Origin of the sequence: Nonomuraea sp. NPDC049750 (assembly GCF_040659625.1) — a bacterium.
Classification (GTDB): domain Bacteria; phylum Actinomycetota; class Actinomycetes; order Streptosporangiales; family Streptosporangiaceae; genus Nonomuraea.
In genome coordinates, this window is sequence record NZ_JBFANB010000005.1 from 556,636 (window position 1) to 576,409 (window position 19,774).

22 protein-coding genes and 1 riboswitch are annotated in these 19,774 nt (G+C 68.7%); of the genes, 13 read left to right on the forward strand and 9 right to left on the reverse strand.

What is annotated here, in order from left to right:
- Positions 1–2: 2 nt before the first annotated feature.
- Complete coding sequence (locus AB0J16_RS17625; protein WP_358540148.1) at positions 3–815, reverse strand: glucose 1-dehydrogenase; 813 nt, start codon at positions 813–815, stop codon at positions 3–5.
- A 67-nt stretch (positions 816–882) separates the two neighbouring features.
- On the opposite strand from AB0J16_RS17625, the gene AB0J16_RS17630 reads away from it, so the two are divergent.
- The 3 genes from AB0J16_RS17630 (at position 883) to AB0J16_RS17640 (ending at position 2,963) form a co-directional block, all read left to right on the forward strand.
- A complete protein-coding gene (locus tag AB0J16_RS17630; protein WP_358540150.1) occupies positions 883–1,311 on the forward strand; it encodes a MarR family winged helix-turn-helix transcriptional regulator in 429 nt (142 codons plus the stop codon).
- A gap of 94 nt (positions 1,312–1,405) precedes the next feature.
- Positions 1,406–2,062, forward strand: a complete 657-nt coding sequence (locus AB0J16_RS17635) for a CDGSH iron-sulfur domain-containing protein (protein ID WP_358540152.1) — start codon at positions 1,406–1,408, stop codon at positions 2,060–2,062.
- A gap of 43 nt (positions 2,063–2,105) precedes the next feature.
- Positions 2,106–2,963 carry an aldo/keto reductase gene (locus tag AB0J16_RS17640; protein ID WP_358540155.1) on the forward strand — a complete coding sequence of 286 codons (858 nt, stop codon included), beginning with the start codon at positions 2,106–2,108 and terminating at the stop codon, positions 2,961–2,963.
- 50 nt (positions 2,964–3,013) lie between these two features.
- Here AB0J16_RS17640 and AB0J16_RS17645 read toward each other — a convergent pair whose 3' ends face one another.
- Positions 3,014–3,550: a PadR family transcriptional regulator gene (locus tag AB0J16_RS17645; protein WP_358540158.1), complete on the reverse strand. Its 537-nt coding sequence runs from the start codon at positions 3,548–3,550 to the stop codon at positions 3,014–3,016.
- A gap of 56 nt (positions 3,551–3,606) precedes the next feature.
- On the opposite strand from AB0J16_RS17645, the gene AB0J16_RS17650 reads away from it, so the two are divergent.
- From AB0J16_RS17650 to AB0J16_RS17665, 4 genes are all read left to right on the forward strand, one after another.
- Positions 3,607–5,055, forward strand: coding sequence for an MDR family MFS transporter (locus tag AB0J16_RS17650; protein ID WP_358540161.1), 1,449 nt, complete (start codon positions 3,607–3,609; stop codon positions 5,053–5,055).
- Positions 5,056–5,102: 47 nt separating this feature from the next.
- The gene (locus tag AB0J16_RS17655; RefSeq protein WP_357644044.1) at positions 5,103–5,303 is read left to right on the forward strand and encodes a DUF5302 domain-containing protein; all 201 of its coding nucleotides are present in this window, start codon (positions 5,103–5,105) and stop codon (positions 5,301–5,303) included.
- A 164-nt stretch (positions 5,304–5,467) separates the two neighbouring features.
- A riboswitch (cyclic di-AMP (ydaO/yuaA leader) is annotated at positions 5,468–5,602 on the forward strand.
- A 181-nt stretch (positions 5,603–5,783) separates the two neighbouring features.
- The gene (locus AB0J16_RS17660; RefSeq protein WP_358540163.1) at positions 5,784–6,536 is read left to right on the forward strand and encodes a hypothetical protein; all 753 of its coding nucleotides are present in this window, start codon (positions 5,784–5,786) and stop codon (positions 6,534–6,536) included.
- Between the two features lie 125 nt (positions 6,537–6,661).
- Positions 6,662–7,507, forward strand: coding sequence for an alpha/beta hydrolase (locus AB0J16_RS17665; protein WP_358540166.1), 846 nt, complete (start codon positions 6,662–6,664; stop codon positions 7,505–7,507).
- 130 nt (positions 7,508–7,637) lie between these two features.
- Here AB0J16_RS17665 and AB0J16_RS17670 read toward each other — a convergent pair whose 3' ends face one another.
- From AB0J16_RS17670 to AB0J16_RS17685, 4 genes are read right to left on the reverse strand one after another with little or no spacing between them, the layout of a single operon-like run.
- Positions 7,638–8,009 (reverse strand): hypothetical protein, encoded by a 372-nt coding sequence (locus tag AB0J16_RS17670; protein WP_358540169.1) that lies wholly within the window; start codon positions 8,007–8,009, stop codon positions 7,638–7,640.
- 18 nt (positions 8,010–8,027) lie between these two features.
- Complete coding sequence (locus tag AB0J16_RS17675; RefSeq protein ID WP_225292286.1) at positions 8,028–8,402, reverse strand: roadblock/LC7 domain-containing protein; 375 nt, start codon at positions 8,400–8,402, stop codon at positions 8,028–8,030.
- A gap of 29 nt (positions 8,403–8,431) precedes the next feature.
- Positions 8,432–9,310, reverse strand: a complete 879-nt coding sequence (locus AB0J16_RS17680) for a hypothetical protein (protein WP_358540172.1) — start codon at positions 9,308–9,310, stop codon at positions 8,432–8,434.
- Positions 9,311–9,313: 3 nt separating this feature from the next.
- Positions 9,314–9,691: a roadblock/LC7 domain-containing protein gene (locus AB0J16_RS17685; RefSeq protein WP_357644054.1), complete on the reverse strand. Its 378-nt coding sequence runs from the start codon at positions 9,689–9,691 to the stop codon at positions 9,314–9,316.
- 234 nt (positions 9,692–9,925) lie between these two features.
- On the opposite strand from AB0J16_RS17685, the gene AB0J16_RS17690 reads away from it, so the two are divergent.
- The gene (locus AB0J16_RS17690; RefSeq protein WP_358428364.1) at positions 9,926–10,528 is read left to right on the forward strand and encodes an NAD(P)-dependent oxidoreductase; all 603 of its coding nucleotides are present in this window, start codon (positions 9,926–9,928) and stop codon (positions 10,526–10,528) included.
- A 45-nt stretch (positions 10,529–10,573) separates the two neighbouring features.
- Here the strand turns inward: AB0J16_RS17690 and AB0J16_RS17695 are convergent, their stop codons facing one another.
- A complete protein-coding gene (locus AB0J16_RS17695; protein WP_358540175.1) occupies positions 10,574–11,824 on the reverse strand; it encodes a DUF4032 domain-containing protein in 1,251 nt (416 codons plus the stop codon).
- A 22-nt stretch (positions 11,825–11,846) separates the two neighbouring features.
- Here AB0J16_RS17695 and AB0J16_RS17700 point away from each other — a divergent pair, with 22 nt between their 5' ends.
- Entirely contained in the window at positions 11,847–13,415 is a 1,569-nt protein-coding gene (locus AB0J16_RS17700; RefSeq protein WP_358540178.1) for a DUF885 domain-containing protein, read from the forward strand.
- A gap of 5 nt (positions 13,416–13,420) precedes the next feature.
- Here the strand turns inward: AB0J16_RS17700 and AB0J16_RS17705 are convergent, their stop codons facing one another.
- Together AB0J16_RS17705 and AB0J16_RS17710 are read right to left on the reverse strand one after the other, a co-directional pair.
- Positions 13,421–14,059 carry a class II aldolase/adducin family protein gene (locus AB0J16_RS17705; RefSeq protein WP_358540181.1) on the reverse strand — a complete coding sequence of 213 codons (639 nt, stop codon included), beginning with the start codon at positions 14,057–14,059 and terminating at the stop codon, positions 13,421–13,423.
- 210 nt (positions 14,060–14,269) lie between these two features.
- Entirely contained in the window at positions 14,270–14,854 is a 585-nt protein-coding gene (locus AB0J16_RS17710; RefSeq protein ID WP_358540183.1) for a TetR/AcrR family transcriptional regulator, read from the reverse strand.
- Positions 14,855–14,926: 72 nt separating this feature from the next.
- On the opposite strand from AB0J16_RS17710, the gene AB0J16_RS17715 reads away from it, so the two are divergent.
- The 4 genes from AB0J16_RS17715 (at position 14,927) to AB0J16_RS17730 (ending at position 19,774) form a co-directional block, all read left to right on the forward strand.
- Positions 14,927–15,940, forward strand: a complete 1,014-nt coding sequence (locus AB0J16_RS17715) for a PfkB family carbohydrate kinase (RefSeq protein ID WP_358540186.1) — start codon at positions 14,927–14,929, stop codon at positions 15,938–15,940.
- Between the two features lie 49 nt (positions 15,941–15,989).
- Positions 15,990–17,204, forward strand: coding sequence for an aminotransferase class III-fold pyridoxal phosphate-dependent enzyme (locus AB0J16_RS17720; protein WP_358540188.1), 1,215 nt, complete (start codon positions 15,990–15,992; stop codon positions 17,202–17,204).
- A 206-nt stretch (positions 17,205–17,410) separates the two neighbouring features.
- Positions 17,411–18,856, forward strand: coding sequence for an N-acetylglucosamine/diacetylchitobiose ABC transporter substrate-binding protein (gene ngcE, locus AB0J16_RS17725; protein ID WP_358540191.1), 1,446 nt, complete (start codon positions 17,411–17,413; stop codon positions 18,854–18,856).
- Between the two features lie 3 nt (positions 18,857–18,859).
- Positions 18,860–19,774, forward strand: coding sequence for a sugar ABC transporter permease (locus AB0J16_RS17730; RefSeq protein ID WP_358540193.1), 915 nt, complete (start codon positions 18,860–18,862; stop codon positions 19,772–19,774).

Genomic DNA, 19,774 nt, shown 5'->3' on the forward strand with positions numbered 1-19,774 from the left:
GATCAGATCTCCTGTCTCTCCATGGGCCGGCCTTGGCGGTACATGCGCGCGGGCTTGTTGCCCGCCGCCTGCCCGCCGTCGATGGGCAAGGTCACTCCGGTGATGAACGACGACTGGTCGGAGCAGAGCCACACGACCGCCGCGGCCACCTCTTCTGATCGGCCGATGCGCCGCATGGGCGTCGACAGCCCGGCCAGGCGCTGCGCCTCCTCGCCCGCCGCCTCCAGGTGATGGGTGAGGATCGGCCCTGGGGCGACCACGTTGACGCGGATGCCCTGGTCGGCGTAGTCGAGCGCGGCCACCTTCGTCAGGCCGATGATCCCGGCCTTGCCCGCCACGTACGCGCTCAGGTTCGCGCTGCCCTGGAGCCCGGCGAGCGAGGCCATGTTGACGATCGACCCGCCACCTGAGGCGAGCATGGCCCGGATCTGGTACTTCATGCCGAGGAAGGTGCCGCGCACGTTCGTACGGATGCCCCGGTCGAACTCGTCGGGATCGATGTCGGCCAGCGGCGCGGGCATCGGCCCGTCGGTGGCGTTGTTGAAGGCCGCGTCCAGCCGGCCGAAGGTCTCCAGCGCCCGCTGGACCAGCCGCTCGCTCGACGCCGCGTCACCGACGTCAAGGGATACGGCCAGCGCTTGCCCGCCGTCGAAGCGGATGTCCGCGGCGACCTGTTCGACCGCCTGCGTGTCGCGGGCGCCGAGCACCACGGCGGCGCCGGCCTGGGCCAGGGCCTGGGCGGTGACGGCGCCGATGCCGCGGCTGGCCCCCGCCACGACCGCGACCTTGCCGTTGAGGGAAGGGTTTGGCTGCATGTCTCCGACGATAGATATCGAAGCATTAGATGTCAAACGATTAGATGGCACTGCTAAACTCGGCGGCATGATGCCACCCTTCCGCCCACCGATCGGCCTGTTGCTCACCAACACCGCCAGGATCGTGAGCCGGGCCTTCGACGACGCGCTCGCCTCCGTGGGCGGGTCGGCCCCGGTCTGGCAGATCCTCATCTCGATCAAGTCCCGGCAGCTGGGCAACCAGCGCGAGCTCGCCGAGGCGGTGGGCATCCAGGGGGCGACGCTGACCCACCACCTCAACGCGATGGAGAGCGGCGGCCTGCTGACCCGCCGCCGGGACCCCGCCAACCGGCGCGTCCACGTGGTCGAGCTGACCGAGGAAGGGGAGCGGTTGTTCCACCGGCTGCGGGAGGTGGCGATGGCCTTCGACACCCGCCTGCGCGTGGGCCTCAGCGAGGAGCAGACTGCCTCGTTCGAGGAGATTCTCACCCAGCTGGCGCAGAACATCCGCGACTAGACAGGCGGCCAGAGCGGGCTCAGCCTGCGGGTTTCGGCCGATGCCTGCCGGGAAGCATGGTCCACGGCCCCCCGCCCGCGGGAGGTGGAGACGTATGCGCATCGAGGTGACGCCCGACGGTCCCTACGTGGTGACCGGATCGGTCCCCATGGCCAGGCAGGTCATCGGCGGCGACGCGATGGGCCAGTCGACGGAGTGGATCCAGGGCGAGGACTATCCGGTCGCGGAGTCGTACGAGCTCTGCCGTTGCGGCCGTTCGCAGAACAAGCCCTACTGCGACGGCAGTCACGAGCGGGTGCGGTTCGACGGCACCGAGACCGCCTCGCGGCGGTCATACCTGGGGCAGGCGGAGGAGCAAATCGGGCCCGAGTTGGCGCTCACCGACGCGCCCGCGTTCTGTGCTTTCGCCCGCTTCTGCGATGCGGACGGGCAGGTATGGAAGCTCCTCAAGATCCCCGGACAGGGCGAGACCGCCGCGCGGCAGGCCGCGCACTGCCCGTCAGGCCGGCTCACCGCCTGGGCGTCCCGCTCGCCGATCGAGCCCGAGCTGCCGCCGTCCATTGGCATCGTCGAGGACGAGGTGGCGGGCGTGGGCGGGCCGATCTGGGTACGCGGCGGCATTCCGGTCACCTCGGCCGACGGCGAGGACTATGAGGTACGCAACCGGGTCACGCTCTGCAGGTGCGGAAACTCGAGGAACAAGCCGTTCTGCGATGGCTCGCACGTGACCATCCGTTTTGCCGGCGCCTGACCCCGGTTCGACTTCACTTCCGCGGCCTGGGGAGGATGGGTTCATGAACACACGATCTATTGGCCAGACCCGTGTCGGCGCCATCGGGCTCGGTGCCATGCCCATGTCCGTAGCCGGGCACATGCCCGACGAAGCCCAGTCGATCAAGACCATCCACGCGGCGCTCGACGCGGGAGTCACCCTCATCGACACCGCTGACGCCTACACGCCGTCGGCCGACCAGGTGGGTCACAACGAGCGGATCGTGGCCAAGGCCCTGGCGAGCTGGAGCGGCGACACCGGTGACGTGCTCGTGGCCACCAAGGGCGGCCACACCCGGGTAGAGGGCGGTGGGTGGCAGGTCAACGGCCGGCCGGACTACTTGGCCGAGGCGTGCGAGCGCTCCTTGAAGGCGCTGGGGGTGGAGGCGATCGGGCTCTATCAGCATCACCGGCCCGACCCCGCCGTGCCGTACGAGGAGACGCTCGGCGGCCTGCGGGACCTGCTCGACGCGGGGAAGATCCTGATGGCGGGCATCTCCAACGCCAATCCGGAGCAGATCAGGCTCGCCCACGAGATCCTGGGTGGGCGGCTGGCCAGTGTGCAGAACGAGTACTCGCCGAAGTTCCGGTCCAGCGAGCCGGAGATCGACGTGTGCGCGGAGCTCGGGGTGGCGTTCCTGCCGTGGTCGCCGCTGGGCGGCATCAGCTCGGCGTCCGAGCTCGGCGGCAAGCACACGGCGTTCGGCACGGTGGCGGCGGCGCGGGGCGTGTCGCCGCAGCAGGTCTGCCTGGCCTGGGAGCTGGCGCGCAGTCCGGTGGTGATCCCCATCCCCGGGGCGAGCAGGCCGGAGAGCATCGTCGACTCGGCCGCCGCGGCCGACCTCGTCCTCACCGCCGAGGAGCTGTCCCTGCTTTCTTAGCTGGACGCTTTCTTAACTGGACGCTTTCCTAGCTGCACGCTTTCCTAGCTCTACTGCAAGTGGGCTGGGGCCGGCTGGTCGGTCGGCTCCAGCCCGCGCAGCTCGGCCAGGGTCTCGTCGGCCCAGGCGAGCGCCGAGCGGCCCTGCGTGAGGCCGAGATTGAGCGCGTGCCTGCCGAGCCTCGACCCGTCCTCGGGTTTGCACTCCAGGACGGCCAGCCGCTGCTGGAACCCCGCCCTGATGCGCTCGACCACCGCGATCGCCGACTCCTTGTCGAGCAGCGGAAGCAGGAACGCCTGGAGGGCCACCTCGCTGCGTATCGCACCGACCGGTTCGTGCTCGACCAGCCAGGAGCGCACCTGCTCCGCGCCCTCGGGCGTGATCGCGTACATCTTCCGTCCGCGCGCCCCCTCCGACTCGACCGCCACCAGCCCGTCGGCGGCCATCTTCACCAGCTCCGGGTAGATCTGTGTGTGCCCGGCCTGCCAGACGTGATTGAGCGACCGCTCGAAGGATTTCGCCAGGTCGTAGCCGCTGGCCGGCCCCTTGGCGTCGAGGAGCCCGAGCAGCGCGATCCGTAGGGACATGTCGGCAAGCATAGCAATGGGTTGACATGTCAATACTTACATGTCACTCTCCACATGTGAATACTGACAGGAAGCGCGGAGGCGATGGCCTCCTGCTGGTCGCCGTGCTCGGCGGCATGTTCTTGGGAATGCTCGACCAGACGATCGTCGGTACGGCCCTGCCGCGGATCATCACGGAGCTGGGCGGCGTCGATCTCTACACCTGGGTCGTCACGGCCTACCTGCTGACCTCGACCGTTACCGTGCCCCTCTATGGAAGGCTGTCGGACCAGCACGGCAGGAAGCCGCTGCTGTTGATCGGCATGTCCGTGTTCCTCCTGGGCTCGGCGTTGTGCGGGGTGGCGCAGGACATGACGCAGCTCATCCTGTTCCGCGCGTTGCAGGGCTTGGGCGCGGGCGCGCTGCTGCCGTTGTCGATCGCCCTGGTGCTCGAACTGTTCCCGCCGGAGAAGGGCGGGGCGCGGGTGCAGGGCGCGATGGGCGGGGTGATGGCGCTCAGCTACCTCGCCGGGCCGTTCCTGGGCGGGCTCTTCACCGACCACGCGAGCTGGCGCTGGGCCTTTTATGTGAACGTGCCGATCGGCCTGGCGCTGATCGCGATCATCGTGCTGCGTCTGCCGCGACTGCCGGGGCACGGCGGCGGGCGGCCCGACTACCTGGGCATCGGGGTCTTCACGGTGGCCATCAGCGCGCTGCTCATCGGCCTGACCGAGAAGGGACTCGACGGCCACACGTGGACCAGCGTGCCGGTGATCGGGCCGATCGTGCTGGCTCTGGTGTCGCTCGTGGTGTTCGTGGTGGTGGAGTTGCGGGCCGAGGCGCCCATCGTGCCCATGCACCTGTTCCGGAACCGTACGTACACGCTGGTCAACGTGACCTCCTTCTTCACCGCCTTCTGCATGTTCGCCGGTGTGGTGTTCCTGCCGCGCTACTTCCAGGAGGCGCTCGGCGCCAGCGCCACCGAGTCGGGGCTGCGGATCTACCCGCTGACCCTGGCCATGGTGGTGGGCAGCATGGTCGTGGGCGCGCTGATCAGCCGGACGCGCGTCTACAAGCCGTGGCTGGTGGCGGCGCCGTTCCTGCTGGTCGTGGGCACGCTGCTGTGCGCCGGTCTGACGCTGGACACGCCGCCCTGGGTGCTCGTCGGGTGGATGGCGCTGATCGGTCTCGGCATGGGCCCGATGCTCTCCGGCCTGACCGTGGCCGTGTCGGACTCGGTGCCGCCCCAGTACATGGGTACGGCCTCGGCCAACCTGACGTTCTTCCGCCAGATCGGCGGCTCGGTCGCCCTGGCGCTGGCCGGCACCGCCTACACCTCCGTCATCGCCACCGAGACGCCGCTGCACGGGCTGGCCGCCGCGCACGCCTCGGCAGCGGCCCTGGTCATCCCCTCGCTGGGGGTCGCGGGCGCCCTCGTGGCGCTGGTCGCCCTGATCGCCATGCCCGGTACGCGTATCGACCGGGAAACCCCCCAGCCCAAGGTCGAGGCCAGTTTCGCGTCCTGAGCGCCGTCATGCGAAGCTGTCCTTGTCCCCAACACCAGGAGGTCCTCATGGCGGAAACACCGGAGCCGGAAGTCGACGAAACTCCCGAGGACGAGATGAAGCGCAAGTTCCGCGAGGCGCTGGAGCGCAAGCGTAACCAGCATGCCGACTCGAGCGCGGGTGGCAGGGGCAACGACCCTTCCAAGATTCACGGCGCTCACGGGCCCGCCGCCAGCAAGCGTTCTTTCAGGCGGAAGAGCGGCGGTTGACCTGAGCTTTTCTGGGGGTACGGCATGCCGTACCCCCTTTTTTCTTGACCCTCTAGGTAGATCTTCGCCCGTTTCATGGGCTTATGTTTGCCTTTGTCCGGTTCGGTACCTATAGTTCATGGAGTTACCAGCCGGTGACTTTGGGGCTTCAACAGGGGAGTACCAACCGGCAGGCGCCGAATCCCGCTCGCGGGAACCGGGGAACCAATGTTCCTTAGGGGTGAATCCGACCGCGGTCGGTAGGGCATCTCCACGTCCGAACCCGTCAGCTAACCCGGTAGGCGAGATGGAGAGGACACCTACCGCATGCGTAACCCCCGCGTCGTGCCGCCAGCCCGCGTGTTGTCGTCCGCTGACTGACCGGCACCTTCCCCCCGCTCTTCCACGCTCCGCGTAGCGCCCGTTTGGCGTTTTGCCCGGCTACGCCCACCTTTCGCGAGCGCAATCCCCTTGTTCCCGTATAAAGGACTTTGCTACTTCATGTCTGTTCGATCTGCCATGCTCACCGCCGCCGTCGTCGGTGCGATCTCCATCGGCGCAGGCACCGCCGCACACGCCGACACCGGCAGCGACAAGAAGGTCCTGCTCAAGGGCAAGACCACCGCGTCCTACTTCTGGGACGACTCCTCCGGCCGCGCCGGGGACACCGGGCTGCCGGCCAGTGGCAAGCCCATGCAGAAGGGGCTCGCCGCCAGCCCGAGCTGGCCGCTCATGACCGAGGGCTACGTCGTCTACAAGGGCAAGAAGATGCCCTTCTTCGTCGGCGACCGCGGCCCGGGCGTGCCGTCCTCCAGCGGCGTCATGCTCGACCTCGACGCCAAGACTTTCGCCGCCCTGACCGGTGGCAGCTTCAACTCCAGCACGCTGGGCGTGGACGGCAACGGTGGCGCGGGCCACATCAAGATCGACTACGTCATCACCAAGTGGGGCAGTGGCCCGGGCAAGAAGAACTACCCGCAGCCCTTCTCCACCGGTGCGTACGCCGTAGTGGACCACAACCCCGCCAAGCCCCCGAAGATCGTGGCCGAGGGCGACAAGCCCGCCGCGGTCAAGCCCGCTCCGGCCAAGGCCGTGCCGGTGGCTGCCAAGAAGGCTGGCAAGGCCGAGGACAAGGCTGAGAACAAGGTTGTCGAGTCGAACGCCATCGGTGGCGCCGCCGCGGCGGTCGCGCTGGCGATGTTCGGCGGCTCGACGGTCGGCCGCGAGCGGATCCGCAAGCTCGTCCGGCGCTGACGGCCGTTAGGTCCGAAGACGGTCTTGCTGACGGTCGTCAGGTCCGGAGCCGACGGCCTTGATGGTCGTCGATTTCGGAGCTGACGGTCTTTGCGTCGCGGGAAACAGAATGTCATTCTGACCTCGTGACCACGCTTGCAGCCGCGAACGGCATCGAGATCGCGTACGAGTCCTTCGGCTCGCCCGGCGGACGTCCCCTGCTCCTCATCATGGGGCTCGGCGCCCAGCTCATCCACTGGGACGACGAGCTCTGCGAGCTCCTGGCGGAGCAGGGCCATCACGTCGTCAGATTCGACAACCGTGACTCCGGACTCTCCACGCACCTGCACGACGAGGGCGTTCCCACACTGGGGACGTCCTCTTCGTATCTGCTGGATGACATGGCCGACGACGCGGCCGGGCTGATGGACGTCCTCGGCTGGCCCGCCGCCCACGTCGTGGGCGCCTCGATGGGCGGGATGATCGCCCAGACGCTCGCCATCCGGCACCCCGAACGGGTGCTGACCCTTACCTCGATCATGTCGACTCCCGGTCCGGACGTGGCCCCGCCCACGCCGGAGGCCAGCGCGGTGCTGCTCGCCGCGCCCCCGACCGATCGGGACGCCGTGCTCGCCCAGTCCCTGAGGACCTGGGCGGTGATCGGCTCGCCAGGCTTCGACATGGACCGGGAACGCATCCTCCGGCTGTCCGGCCAGGCGTACGACCGGTGCTTCGACCCGCCGGGCACGACCCGGCAGCTGGCCGCGATCATGGCCTCCGGTGACCGCACGGAGCGGCTCGGCACGCTGGGGATCCCCGCCCTGGTCATCCATGGCGAGGCCGACGCTCTCGTTCCGGTCGCCGCCGGCCACGCCACGGCGGCGGCGATTCCGGGCGCCACGCTGCTGACGTTCCCCGGTATGGGCCACGACCTGCCCCGGCCGCTCTGGCCGGACATCGTCGGCGCCATCACCAAGCTCACCACGAGCTGACGTACCAAGGATCAGGCCGGTCAGGGGTCGGTCGTTCAAGGACCGGGCTGTTCAAGGACCAGGCTGGTCAGGGATCGGTGGAGGTCGGTGGCTCGTGTCCGCCGCGCCCGGACGCGAGCCACCGGGTCTCTCAGATCTCCAGCTTCTCCTCGATCCCGCGGAGCTGGTGCCGGGCCAGTGCCAGGTTGGCCCGTGCCCGGTCCAGGGCGAGATAGAGGAAGAGCCCCTTGCCGCCGCGGCCGGTGATCGGCCGGATGATGTGGTACTGGCCGCCTAGCGTGATCAGGATGTCCTCGATGGAGTCCTTGAGCCCCAGCGAGTCCATCGTGCGCAGCTTGGCCTTGACCACCTCCGTGTTCCCCGCCGCGGCGACCTGGAGATCCAGGTCCTTGGAGCCGCCGAGTGCCCCCAGCGCCATGCCGCTGCCGTGATCGACGATCACCGCGCCGATGGAGCCGTCGATCGTCATCATCTCCTTGAGAGAGACGTCCATGCTGGCCATGCCTTCCTCCGTTCAAGCTCAGTGGATCCGTGCTGAGATGGCGGCCACGCTGGCCGCCGTCTTGCGCCCCTCCAGCCGGAGCAGCCCGAGATTGGTGCCGGGCTCAGCCAGGACTGCGAGGACGATGGTGGGGCCCGCCGCGTAGAAGGCGGCGAAGCCGGCGGTGCCGGAGATGAGCGTCTCCTCCAGTACGCCCTGGCCCGTCATGATCGTCATTCGCCTGCTCAGCGCGAGCAGCGCCGCGGACAGTGCGGCGACCTGCTCGCCACTGCCGTCGGCGTTGTCGCAGGCGATGCTCATGCCGTCGACCGTGCAGGCGACGCTCCCGCTGATGTCCGGAGTGCGCTCGCGCAGGAGAACCATCTCCCTGAGCACCTCTTCACGCAGCTCCACCGGTGGCCTCCTTTGCGGGCGGGGGAACCTCATGTCAGCTCCTCCAGTGCCTTCTTCAGGCGCATCAGCAGGGCCAGGTCCGTGGGGTCCGCCGTGACCGGCGGGCCGAGCGGCAGGCCCGGGGCGCGGGGATCGTGCGGCGGCCGTTGATCGGCGGCCACGCGCCCCCGCTGCGGCAGCGCCCCCTGCCCGCCTGCGGCGGCCTTCGCCCTGTGCTCACCGGTCTTCGTCGCGCTCTCCTCCGGGGCGCGCGTGGTGGTCGTCTCCACGGGCGGTGCCAGCAGCCCGGCCGCCGCCATCCTCCGTACGGCCAGCAACACCGAATAGCCGGACCTGCCGATCCGCTTGGCCAGGTCGAGCGGTGTAGCCTCGGCCCCGGCCCCGGTGACGACCTCCCACTGGACCGAGTCCAGAGTCACCCCGCTGCCCGGCAGCCACCGCGCCGGCCGTACCGGAGCCGCGTCCAGCTGGGCGGACGGCCAGATCTGCGCGAGATAGGCGCGGCGGCGCGCGCACTCCCGCATCAGGCCCGCCACGTCGAATAACCACTGCCCGCCCAGCCAGTGCTGCTCGCCCGGCCGGAACTTCGGCCGCGACCCGCCGGCCGGCAGCAGGAAGAACGCGGCGTCCAGGACGGCCCCGAGCACGCAGTACTGCAGCTCGCCCAGCGTGACGGGCCCCTCCTCCAGCAGGCGCGCGCAGCCTCCGTCGGCCTGCAGCCGGCGCAGCGCGGTCTCCGGCAGCCGCCCGCGCGCCGCCAGCAGCCGTTCGACGCCGGGGGTCTGGGCGCACTCCATGTACGTGACCCGGCCCTCGCTGAGGAAGATCGTCCCGGCCCGGCCCACACGGAGGGCGCCCGTGGCCCGTTCACGGGCTAGGCCGGCCAGAAGCGTGTCCAGCGGTGCCATGGCTCAGGTGAGCAATTGGCGGGAGATGTTCAGCAGGCGGTATCGCGCCAGGGCGAGATTCGACCGTTCCAGGTCGAGGCGCAGGTAAATGACGAGCGGCCCCTCGAATACCGTTTCAAGGAATCTCAGTAAATGATGGCCTTTGTCGGTAGTGACCAGCATGTCGTCGATACGGATGGTTTCACCCGGGCAGGAGCGGGCCAGACCGTCCATGGTCGCGCGCAGTGTCTCCGTCAGGGCGGCGGCGGAGCTCTCGGCGTCCACGCCTTGCGGCGGTCCGCTGATGGCCACGGCCATGCCGCTCGTCTGGTCCACCAGCATCGCGTCCAGCGCCCCTGGTATCGCCATGACCTCGGTCAGGCAGTCATCCAGTCCCAGCACGTGACCCTCCCACGCCGTCATGAGGACTGGGACAGCGTAGGAGCGGCGGATGGCGGCCGGGTGATCGGATAAAGCGAGATATGTATGAGGTTGAAGATGTCTACGGCCAAGGTGGAGAAAAACCTAACCGCGACGGAGATTTCCTGATTAGGGGTATTGCTTGCGACATTTAAGAGTATCGCTCACATTATTCTCGGCCCAGCTCGCCAGTATCCAATGGATACTCTGGAGAATATGAAGATTCTTCTCTTTGGCGCGACCGGCATGGTCGGTCAGCGCATCGCCGCCGAACTGGCGGCCCGCGGCCACGAGGTGACCGGTGTCAGCAGGTCGGGGCCGGTCAAGGGAGATGTGCGTGACGCCGCCACGCTGGGCCGCGGCCACGACGCCGTGATCTGCGCGATCGCTCCGCCCCGCGACGGGAGCGAGCCCGAGGGGCCGTTCCTCGACGCCCATCGCGCCCTCATCGACGGCGTCCGCGCCGCCGGGGTCAGGCGGCTCGTCGTCGTCGGCGGCGCCGGCGGCCTGGAGGTGGCGCCCGGTGTCGACCTGGTCGACACGCCCGGCTTCCCGGAGATGTACAAGAAGGAAGCGCTGGCCCAGCGGAGCGCTCTCGGCCTCTATCGCGAGGTCGACGACCTCGACTGGACCTACGTCTCCCCGGCCGCGGAGATCGCGCCCGGAGAGCGCACCGGACACTTTCGTGTCGGCGGCGACCAGCTTCTCGCGGACGCCGAGGGCAACAGCCGCATCTCCGCCGAGGACTACGCGATCGCGATCGCCGACGAGGTGGAGAAGGGCGAGCACCCGCGCCGGCGCATCACGGTCGCCTACTGAACTCCGTCCGACTCCTTAAGGTCCGATCCCTTAAGGTCCGATTCCTCAAGGAGTCGGCTCCTCAAGCAGGTCGTCCGCCTCCTCCAGGAGGCCGCCCGGCTCCTCGGGCAGGAGGGCCTTCTCGTCGGGCTTGTGGACGAGCACCTTGTCCACGTACGACTTCACGGCGGCCGCGATGCCCACGTCGGCCCCGGCCGCCTCCGACAGGTACCACCGGTGGTCCAGCACCTCGTGGAACAGCTGCGCGGGCTCCAGCTTCCCGCGCAGCCGGGCCGGAATGCCCTCGACCGTCGGCTGGAACACCTCGGCCAGCCACCGGTGCGCCACGATCGCCTCGTCCTCGTGCCGCAGGCCCTTGGCGACCCGGAACCCGTCGAGGTCGTTCAGCAGCCGCCTGGCCTGGTTCTCCTCGACGTCGAGCCCGGTGAGCCGGAGCAGCCGCCGCTGGTGGTGCCCCGAGTCGACCACCTTGGGCCGGACGATGAGCCGCCCGGTGCCGACCTTGCGCCGCACCATCATCTCGGCGACGTCGAAGCCCAGCAGGTTGAGCCGCCTGATCCGCTGCTCCACCCGGTGCCAGTCGACCTCCTCGATGATCTCGTCCTGGGTGATCTCGTTCCACAGCCGGTGGTAACGGGTCACGATGTCCTCGGCGGTGTCCATGGGGTCGATCGACGGGTGCAGCAGCCCGCCCGCCTCTAGGTCGAGCATCTCGCCGAAGATATTCATGTGCGCGGTCTCGATGTCGCCGAGCCGCTGGCCCTCGCTGATCATCGGGTGCATCTCCCCGGTCTCCGCGTCCACGAGGTAGGCGGCGAAGGCGCCCGCGTCCCTGCGGAACAGCGTGTTCGACAGCGAGCAGTCGCCCCAGTAGAAGCCGATCAGGTGCAGCCGCACCAGCAGCACGGCCAGCGCGTCCAGCAGCCGGGTGAGCGTGTCTGGGCGCAGCGTGCCTGACATGACCGCGCGGTACGGGAGCGAGAACTGCAGGTGCCGGGTGATCAACGCCGCGTCGAGCCCCTCATCCCGGCCGGTGACGTAGGCGATCGGCTCGACCGACGGCGCGTCGAGCCTGGCCAGGTCCCACAGCAGCTGGTACTCCCGCCGGGCGTACCGCTCGCTGATCTCCTTGATCGCGTACACGTTGCCGGACAGCCGCACGAACCGCACCACGTGCCGCGAGATACCGCGAGGCAGGTCGACCATGTGGTGCGTCGGCCAGTCGGCGAGAGGGACCTCCCAGGGCAGGCGGATCAGGTCGGGGTTGCCGAGCGCGCCGGTGATCTGTAGGGGCATATGCCCAGGATATTGTGCGGACGTGGACGAGTTTCTCAAGTGGTACTTTTCCGGTCGTCCCGTCGTCGCCAGCACCCTGGGAGCCGACGGCTACGATCACACGCTCGGTGACTTCACCGCCGCCGCCTTCGCCGCCCGTGAACGGGAAGAGATCGTCTGGCTGGACCGGCTCTCCAGACTGGAGACGCCGACACCGGACGACGCGATCGACAGGGATCTCGTCCTGTCTCAGCTGAGGGGTTCCATCGCCCTCGCCTCCTGGCCGGAGTGGCGGCGCGACCCGGCCGTCTACCTGTCGGCGATCTTCACCTCCATGTTCACGCCGTTCCAGCGGCGGCTCAAGCCCGAGCCCGAGCTGGTGGCCGCCGCCCTCTCCCGGCTGGCCGAGGTGCCGGACGTGCTGGCCGCCTGCCGGGCCAACCTCGACGCCGAGCTCGCGGCGCCGCTGCTCGTCCAGCGCGGCCTCGGGCAGGCGCGCACCGGGCGCAACTTCCTCACCAAGACCATTCCGTCGATGGTGACAGACCCGGAGCTGCGCGCGCGGCTCGCGTCCGCCGCCGAGCCGGCCGCCGCCGCTTTCGATGCCTTCGTCATCTTCCTCGAAGAGTTCAAGTGCGGCGGCACCTGGCGGATGGGCGAGCGGCTCTACTCGACGCTGCTGCGCGAGCGCGAACTGCTCGGGTACGGCGCCGCCGAACTGCACGAAAAGGGCGAGGCGGCCTGGGCGTCGCTGGACGCGCGGATGCGCGAGGTCACCAAGCGGCTCAACGGCACCGAGGACTGGCGCGCCGCGATGGAGTCCCTGATGGACGACCATCCCGCCACGCTGGCCGACATGCGGGCCGAGTACGAGGCCGAGACCCACCGGGCCCGCGAGTTCGTCAGGGAACGCGACCTGGTGACCTTCCCCGAGGGGGAGGAGTGCCTGGTGCTGCCCTCGGCCGAATACACCAGGCCGATCCTGGCCGTGGCCCACTACCTGGCGCCGCCGCCGCTGAGCAGCTCGCGTACCGGCGTGTTCTTCGTGCCGTACACGCCTGACGGCTTCACCGAAGAGCAGGTACGGCAGCGCCTGCGGACGAACTCGCGGGCCCAGATGCCGTCGATCGCCGTCCACGAGGCCTATCCCGGCCACCACTGGCACCTGTCGCACATGGCGAGCAACACCCGGACCGTGCGCAACGTGTTCCGCACCCCGTACTTCACCGAGGGCTGGGCCCTCTACGTCGAGAAGGTGCTGCACGAGCAGGGCTACTTCGACACGCTCGCCACCGAACTGGCGCACCTGGACTGCCGCATCTTCCGCGCGGCCCGCATCGTGGTGGACACGGCGCTGCACTGCGCGGACATGTCGATCGAGGAGGCGGAGACGTTCATGGCGACGAAGGCGTCACTGTCGCCCGGAACGGCGCAGGGAGAGGTCAACCGCTACTGCGCCTGGCCCACGCAGGCGCCGTCCTACCTGACGGGCGCGATCGAGATCGACCGGATCAGGGAGTCGTACGACGGGCCGCTGAAGTCGTTCCACGACAAGATCGCGGGCTCGGGCGGCCTGCCGCTGGGCTTGGCGGAACAGGCGGCCCACCTGTAGCCCCCTCAGGTGGTGCGGCGGGGGAAGGCCGGTGGGTTGAGCGAGCGGTCTATCACGGCCGCGAGCTGCTCGTCGGTCAGGATCGTGGGCTTGCCGACGCTCAACCCCCGCACGTACACCTCACACAGCCATTCGAGTAACCGGGTGGCCTCGAAGGCCTGCTCAAGCGTGGCGCCGATGGTGACGCCGCCGTGGTTGGCCATGAGCGCCGCCTGCTTGCCGTCCAGCGCCGCCCGGACGTTGGCCGCCAGCTCCGGCGTCCCGTACGTCGCGTACTCGGCCACCCGCACCACCCCGCCCAGCAGCAGCGCGTTGTAGTGGACCGGCGGCAGCTCGGTCATCGTGGTGGCCACGACGGTCCCGAACACCGAGTGCGTGTGGACGATGGCCTGCGCGCCGGTGGTCTCGTAGACGGCCAGGTGCATCGGGGTCTCCGAGGACGGCTGCAGGTCGCCCTCGACCAGGTACCCCTCGATGTCCACGATCGGGCACATCTCCGGTGTCAGCCGGTCGAGCGCGACTCCGGACGGGGTGACCGCGACCAGTTCGCCCTGACGGACGCTCAGGTTGCCCGACGTGCCGATGACCAGGCCTTGCTCGACGGCTCTCTGCCCGTACTCGCACAGCTGCTCGCGGAGGCTCATGGCGGAGCAATGTAGTCGGTCGTCCGAAATGCGGCAATGCCAGGGTGTTCGGCACCGGCCGAGGATGAGGGCTGAATCGGCCGACGAGGCGCCGTTGCGGCGGGACGTTGCGCCCGGTCAGCGGGCGTCTCCCTGGACAGACGCCCGCCACGTGCGGCGGTTGGCGGGTGGGGCGGCTTGCCGTACAGGATGGAAGGTCTTAAAAGACCATCACAGATGGTCGAGAGTGGCGAGCATCAGGCGCTCCAGGTCCACGCGGGCAAGGCGGCCGGGATAGAGCAGCAGGTGCAGGCTGAGCCCGTCGACCAGCGCCAGCAGGCGCTCCGTGATGTCGTCGAGGTTCTCGTCGCTGGTGAGTTCGCCCGCCGCCCGAGCCTCGCCGAGCACTGTCCGTACGGCGCCGCGGAGCTCGGCGGCCTCGGCGCGCTGGACCTCGGCGAGCCGCTCCGAGGCCAGACTGCGGCTCCAGAAACTGACCTCTAGACGCGTCTCCTGGGTACGCTCCGCGTCGAGGGGCAGGTTGTCCAGCAGCAGCTCGCGCAGGGCGGCCAGGCCGGTGGCGCCCTCGATCTTGCGCGTCAGGCGCTCGCGGATGCGCTGGTGGGACTGCCGCAGCGCCGACAGCAGGATCTCGTCCTTGTCGGCGAAGTAGTGCGCCAGCACGCCGTTGGAGTAGCCCGCCTCCTTGGCGATGGCCCGGGTCGTGGCGGCGTCGATGCCGTCCCTGACGATCACCCGGCGGGCGGCTGAGAGCACCTCGCGCCTGCGCTCGTCATGGTCAACGATCTTCGGCATCCGGTGGCCCCCTTCTTCGGTGCTGTCCTGAGCATATTGACTTTTTATTCGGACGTCTGTCTATTTAGACCCATGACCGTCGCCACGATCGGCGTGCACATCGTCGACATCCTCGCCAGGCCCGTCTCGTACATCCCGGAAGGGCAGGACACCGCCCTGGTGGACCAGATTCGGCTGACCGCCGCCGGATCCGCGGCCGGGACGGCGGTCGACCTAGTCAAACTGGGCAACGAGGTCGTCTCCATGGGCGCGATCGGGGACGACGAGCTCGGGGACTTCCTGGTGGCGGTGATGGCCAAGCGTGGCGTGGACGTCTCCCTGCTCACCCGCAAGTCCGGCGAGCAGACGGCGGCCTCGATCCTGCCGATCAGGCCCGACGGCGGGCGCCCCAGCTTCCACGTCCCCGGGGCGAACCTCGGGGTCACGACGGCGGACCTGGACGAGGCGCGGCTGCGTGGTGTGCGGGCCGTCCATCTGGGCGGGATGGATGTGACGTTCGGGCTGGGGGATCCGGCGTTCTTCGCGCTGCTGGACTCACTCCGGGCGGCCGGGGTGATCGTGACGATGGACCTGTTGTCGGAAATGCCGGACTTGCTGGGGATGGCGCGGGCATTCCTCCCGCACGTGGACTATGTCCTCCCGAACGACTCCCAGGCGCTCCTCATGGCAGCCGGCCTCACCGCCGGCTCCGACACGGGCTCGGGCGCGTCGGCGGGAGACACCTCCGCCGCCGAGGGCGATTCGCCTCCGTCGGCTTCGTCGCCTTCCGTGGCGGAGGTGTCGGCGGCGGCCCTGGCGTTGCTGGGGGAAGGGCCGCGCGGGGTGCTCGTCACGATGGGAGCCGAGGGAAGCCTGGTGGTGACCGAGGCGGGGATCGAGCAGGTGCCCGCGCTGAAGGTCGAGGTCAGCGACACGACCGGCTGCGGGGACGCGTACTGCGCCGGGTTCATCACCGGGCTGCTGCACGGACAGGACGTGGTGGGCGCCGCCCGCTGGGGCACGGCCGCCGCCGCCCAGGTCGCCACCGGACTCGGCTCGGACGCGGGCCTCACCGACCTCGAATCCACCCTCGCCCTCCTGACATGACAACGCCGGCTGCTGTGTTCGACCCGTGGAACTTGGAGAGGGATTTCAGATGACAGACGCTGAGCTTCGTCAGCGGGCGTTGAAGGTCGTGCCCGGCGGCATGTACGGGCACCTCAACGCCGCGATCTTCGCCCCCGGATACCCGCAGTTCTTCGAGCGGGGCGAAGGGTGCCGCCAGTGGGACGTGGACGGCCGCGAGTACATCGACTTCATGTGCAGCTGGGGCCCGGTGGTGCTCGGGCACCGGCACCCGCGCGTGGAGGAGGCGGCCGCCAAGCAACTGGCTCTCGGCGACTGCCTCAACGGGCCGGGGCCGATCATGGTCGAGCTGGCCGAGCTGCTGGTCGACACCGTGCCCAGCGCCGACTGGGCGATGTTCTCCAAGAACGGCACCGACGCCACCACCCAGGCCCTCATGGTCGCCAGAGCGGCCACCGGCCGGACGAAGGTGCTGATGGCCCACGGCGCCTACCACGGGGCCGACCCCTGGTGCACGCCGTCGCTGGCCGGGACGACGCCGAACGAGCGGGCCGACCTGGTGGAGTTCGACTACAACTCGATCGAGTCGCTGGAGGCCGCGGCCGCCACAGTCGAGGGGGAGGTCGCGGCGATCATCGTGACGCCGTTCAAGCACGACTCCTTCGAGGACCAGGAGCTGGTGGAGCCCGCTTTCGCGCGGGCCGCGCGGGCGCTGGCCGACCGGATCGGGGCCGCGCTGGTGATCGACGACGTCCGGGCGGGGTTCAGGATCGACCTGCGGGGGTCGTGGGAGCCCTATGGCGTACGGCCGGACCTGACGGCGTGGTCCAAGGCCATGGCGAACGGCTACGCCATAGCCGCCGTGACCGGCACGGACGCGCTGCGCGGACCGGCTCAGACGCTGTATTCGACGGGTTCGTTCTGGTTCTCGGCCGTGGCGATGGCGGCGGCGAAGGCGACGATCGAGACGCTGCGCGACACCGACGGCATCGCGGCCATGGAGCGGGCCGGGACGCGGCTGCGTGACGGGCTGTATGGGCAGGCCAAGGCGCACGGGTTCGTGGTGAACCAGACCGGACCTGTGACGATCCCGTGGCTGAGCTTCGACGGCGACGCCGACCTGTCGACCGCCATGTACTGGAGCGACGCCTGCCTGCGGCACGGTGTGTACATCCACCCGTGGCACAACTGGTTCATGTCGGCCGCGCACACAGAGGAGGACGTGGCCCGAGCCCTGGAGGGCACCGACCTGGCCTTCGCCGAGACCAGGGCGCACTTCGGCTGACGGGACCCGAGAGCGCTTCGGGTTGACGGTGGGTGGCCGTTTGGGCGGCAGGCATCTAGTGTCCTTTCTGCGGAAGGTTCACGGCAAAGGATCGTGGCAAAGGTGTTACGGCTCGATTGCGCCCCTTGACGGGTGCGCCCGGCCGTTCGTACCTTCGGGCAAACGGTTAGGAAACTTTCCTAATTCGTCCTCTTCAGGAGCCCCCCATGACCCACCCGGGAGAGATCACTCGGCGTCAGCTGCTGCGCCGAATCGGCATGACCGCGTTCGTCGCCGGCCCCGGCGCGGGCCTGCTGAGCGCCTGCGCCACCAGTGGCGCCGGCGACGAGCCCACCGCGACGCCGACCGGCTCGATCGCCGTCTCCGCCGACCCGAAGAACCCCTTCGGCGTCGACGCCAAGAAGCCGCTGGAGGTCACGATCTTCAGCGGCGGCTACGGCGACGCGTACGCCAAGGACCTGCACGAGAAGATGTACGAGAAGAGGTTCCCCGGCGCGACGGTCAAGCACAACGCGACCCAGCAGATCGGCACCCAGCTGCGCCCGCGCTTCGTCAGCGGCGACGTGCCCGACGTGGTCAACAACTCGGGCCCCGAGGCACTCGACCTGGCCGCCATGGCCGGCGAGGGCCAGCTGGCCGACCTGACCGCGCTGTTCGACGCGCCGTCCTTGGACGACCCGTCCAAGAAGGTCCGCGACACCGTGACGCCGGCCGTACTGGACAACGCGAAGATCGACGACAAGGACCTGGTCCTCAACTACACCGTCTCCCACCGCGCGCTCTGGTACAACGCCAAGCTCTTCGCGGCCAAGGGGTGGGCGCTTCCGAAGACGTGGGCGGAGTTCAAGGCGCTCGGCGACACGGCGAAGAAGGAGGGCATCCTGCTGTTCGCCTATCCCGGACAGAAGGGCCCGTACTACCAGCTCTGGAACGCCCTCTACACGGCCGCCAAGATCGGCGGCAACCAGGTCCTCATCGACATCGACAACCTGGTCGACAACGCCTGGAACGCCGAGCCGGTGAAGCAGTCGGTGACCGCCTGGGTGGAGATCCAGACGCTTTATGGCGACAAGGCGTACTTCGGCCTCGACCACACCCAGACCCAGGTCAAGCAGCTCCAGAACAAGCTGCTCTTCTACCCGGTCGGCTCGTGGATCGAGAACGAGATGGCCAAGGACAAGCCCAAGGACTTCGAGTACGCCATCGCCCCGATCCCCGACGTCACCGCCGCCGACAAGATGCCGTACGGGGCCATCCAGGTGGGGGTCGGCGAGAACTTCTTCGTCTCCGCCAAAGGCAAGAACCCGCAGGGCGGCCTGGAGTATCTCCGCATCATGCTGTCGAAGGAAGGGGCCAAGGGCTTCACCGAGAAGACGCTGAACCTCACCGTGGTCAACGGCGCGGCCGAGGGACTGGATCTCACCCCGGGCCTCAAGAGCGCGGCCAAGGCACAGGACGCCGCCGGCCAGAACATCATCACCGACGCCCGTTTCGAGGGCTGGTACAAGGAGTTGTTCGACTACGGCACCCAGCAGATAAACGTGGTCATGGCCGGGCGCATCACGCCCGAGAAGTTCTGCCAGAACATGCAGAAGAAGGCGGACGCCATCAAGAAGGACTCGTCCGTCGTCAAGCAGACGCGGAGCAACTAGCCCATGGAGCGGTTGCGCAAGTACGGGTTCGTCGCCGCGTTTCTCGCCGTTCCTGTCGCTCTCTACTCGGTGTTCGTGATCAGCCCCTACATCCAGGCGTTCCAGATCTCCCTGACGGACTGGAACGGCTACAAGTCGAGGCTGCACTACATCGGGCTGGACAACTTCACCCGGTTATTCGGGGACGAGGTCTTCTGGCGGGCCCTGCGCAATCACGGAATCCTGCTGCTCGTGCTACCGCTCGTGACGGTCGCCATCGCGTTGTTCTTCGCGTTCCTGCTGAACCTGGGCGGGGGAACGCGCGGCGCGGGAATGAAGGGGATCTGGGGGTCGAGGTTCTATCGGGTGGTGTTCTTCTTCCCCCAGGTGCTCGCCGTGGCCGTGGTCGGGGTGCTGTTCAAGGCGGTCTACCGGCCCGACGAGAGCGGCGTGATCAACGGAGTCCTGGTCAAGCTGGGCCTTGATCCCGTCGGCTGGCTCGTCGAGCCGAACCTGGCCCTCTGGGCGATTCTGGCGGTGATGATCTGGCAGGCCGTCGGATTCTACGTGGTGCTCTTCTCGGCGGGAATGGCCGCCATTCCGAAGGACTATTTCGAGGCGGCGGCGCTCGACGGGGCCGGGCGGGCGCGGCTGTTCTTCTCGATAACGCTGCCGCTGCTGCGCGACACCATCCAGGTGGGCTGGGTGTATTTGGGGATCGCGGCGTTCGACGGGTTCGCGCTGATCCTCGTACTCGCCGGGGACAAAGGAGAGCCCGACGGGGCCACGACCGTGCTGCCCGTGGAGATATGGAAGACCGCGTTCACCTATTCCAAGGTCGGTTACGCCTCGGCGATGGGGGTCGTGCTGTTCTTTCTCACCGTGACGTTCGCGGTGCTGACCTTGCGCACCACGCGGCGCGAGAGGATCGAGCTCTGA

Coding starts and splice junctions, on each gene's coding strand:
- AB0J16_RS17625 (WP_358540148.1), bottom strand. CDS start 815: ATGCAGCCAAACCCTTCCCTCAACGGCAAGGTCGCGGTCGTGGCGGGG.
- AB0J16_RS17630 (WP_358540150.1), top strand. CDS start 883: ATGATGCCACCCTTCCGCCCACCGATCGGCCTGTTGCTCACCAACACC.
- AB0J16_RS17635 (WP_358540152.1), top strand. CDS start 1,406: ATGCGCATCGAGGTGACGCCCGACGGTCCCTACGTGGTGACCGGATCG.
- AB0J16_RS17640 (WP_358540155.1), top strand. CDS start 2,106: ATGAACACACGATCTATTGGCCAGACCCGTGTCGGCGCCATCGGGCTC.
- AB0J16_RS17645 (WP_358540158.1), bottom strand. CDS start 3,550: ATGTCCCTACGGATCGCGCTGCTCGGGCTCCTCGACGCCAAGGGGCCG.
- AB0J16_RS17655 (WP_357644044.1), top strand. CDS start 5,103: ATGGCGGAAACACCGGAGCCGGAAGTCGACGAAACTCCCGAGGACGAG.
- AB0J16_RS17660 (WP_358540163.1), top strand. CDS start 5,784: ATGTCTGTTCGATCTGCCATGCTCACCGCCGCCGTCGTCGGTGCGATC.
- AB0J16_RS17670 (WP_358540169.1), bottom strand. CDS start 8,009: ATGGCCAGCATGGACGTCTCTCTCAAGGAGATGATGACGATCGACGGC.
- AB0J16_RS17680 (WP_358540172.1), bottom strand. CDS start 9,310: ATGGCACCGCTGGACACGCTTCTGGCCGGCCTAGCCCGTGAACGGGCC.
- AB0J16_RS17690 (WP_358428364.1), top strand. CDS start 9,926: ATGAAGATTCTTCTCTTTGGCGCGACCGGCATGGTCGGTCAGCGCATC.
- AB0J16_RS17695 (WP_358540175.1), bottom strand. CDS start 11,824: ATGCCCCTACAGATCACCGGCGCGCTCGGCAACCCCGACCTGATCCGC.
- AB0J16_RS17705 (WP_358540181.1), bottom strand. CDS start 14,059: ATGAGCCTCCGCGAGCAGCTGTGCGAGTACGGGCAGAGAGCCGTCGAG.
- AB0J16_RS17710 (WP_358540183.1), bottom strand. CDS start 14,854: ATGCCGAAGATCGTTGACCATGACGAGCGCAGGCGCGAGGTGCTCTCA.
- AB0J16_RS17715 (WP_358540186.1), top strand. CDS start 14,927: ATGACCGTCGCCACGATCGGCGTGCACATCGTCGACATCCTCGCCAGG.
- AB0J16_RS17720 (WP_358540188.1), top strand. CDS start 15,990: ATGACAGACGCTGAGCTTCGTCAGCGGGCGTTGAAGGTCGTGCCCGGC.
- ngcE (WP_358540191.1), top strand. CDS start 17,411: ATGACCCACCCGGGAGAGATCACTCGGCGTCAGCTGCTGCGCCGAATC.
- AB0J16_RS17730 (WP_358540193.1), top strand. CDS start 18,860: ATGGAGCGGTTGCGCAAGTACGGGTTCGTCGCCGCGTTTCTCGCCGTT.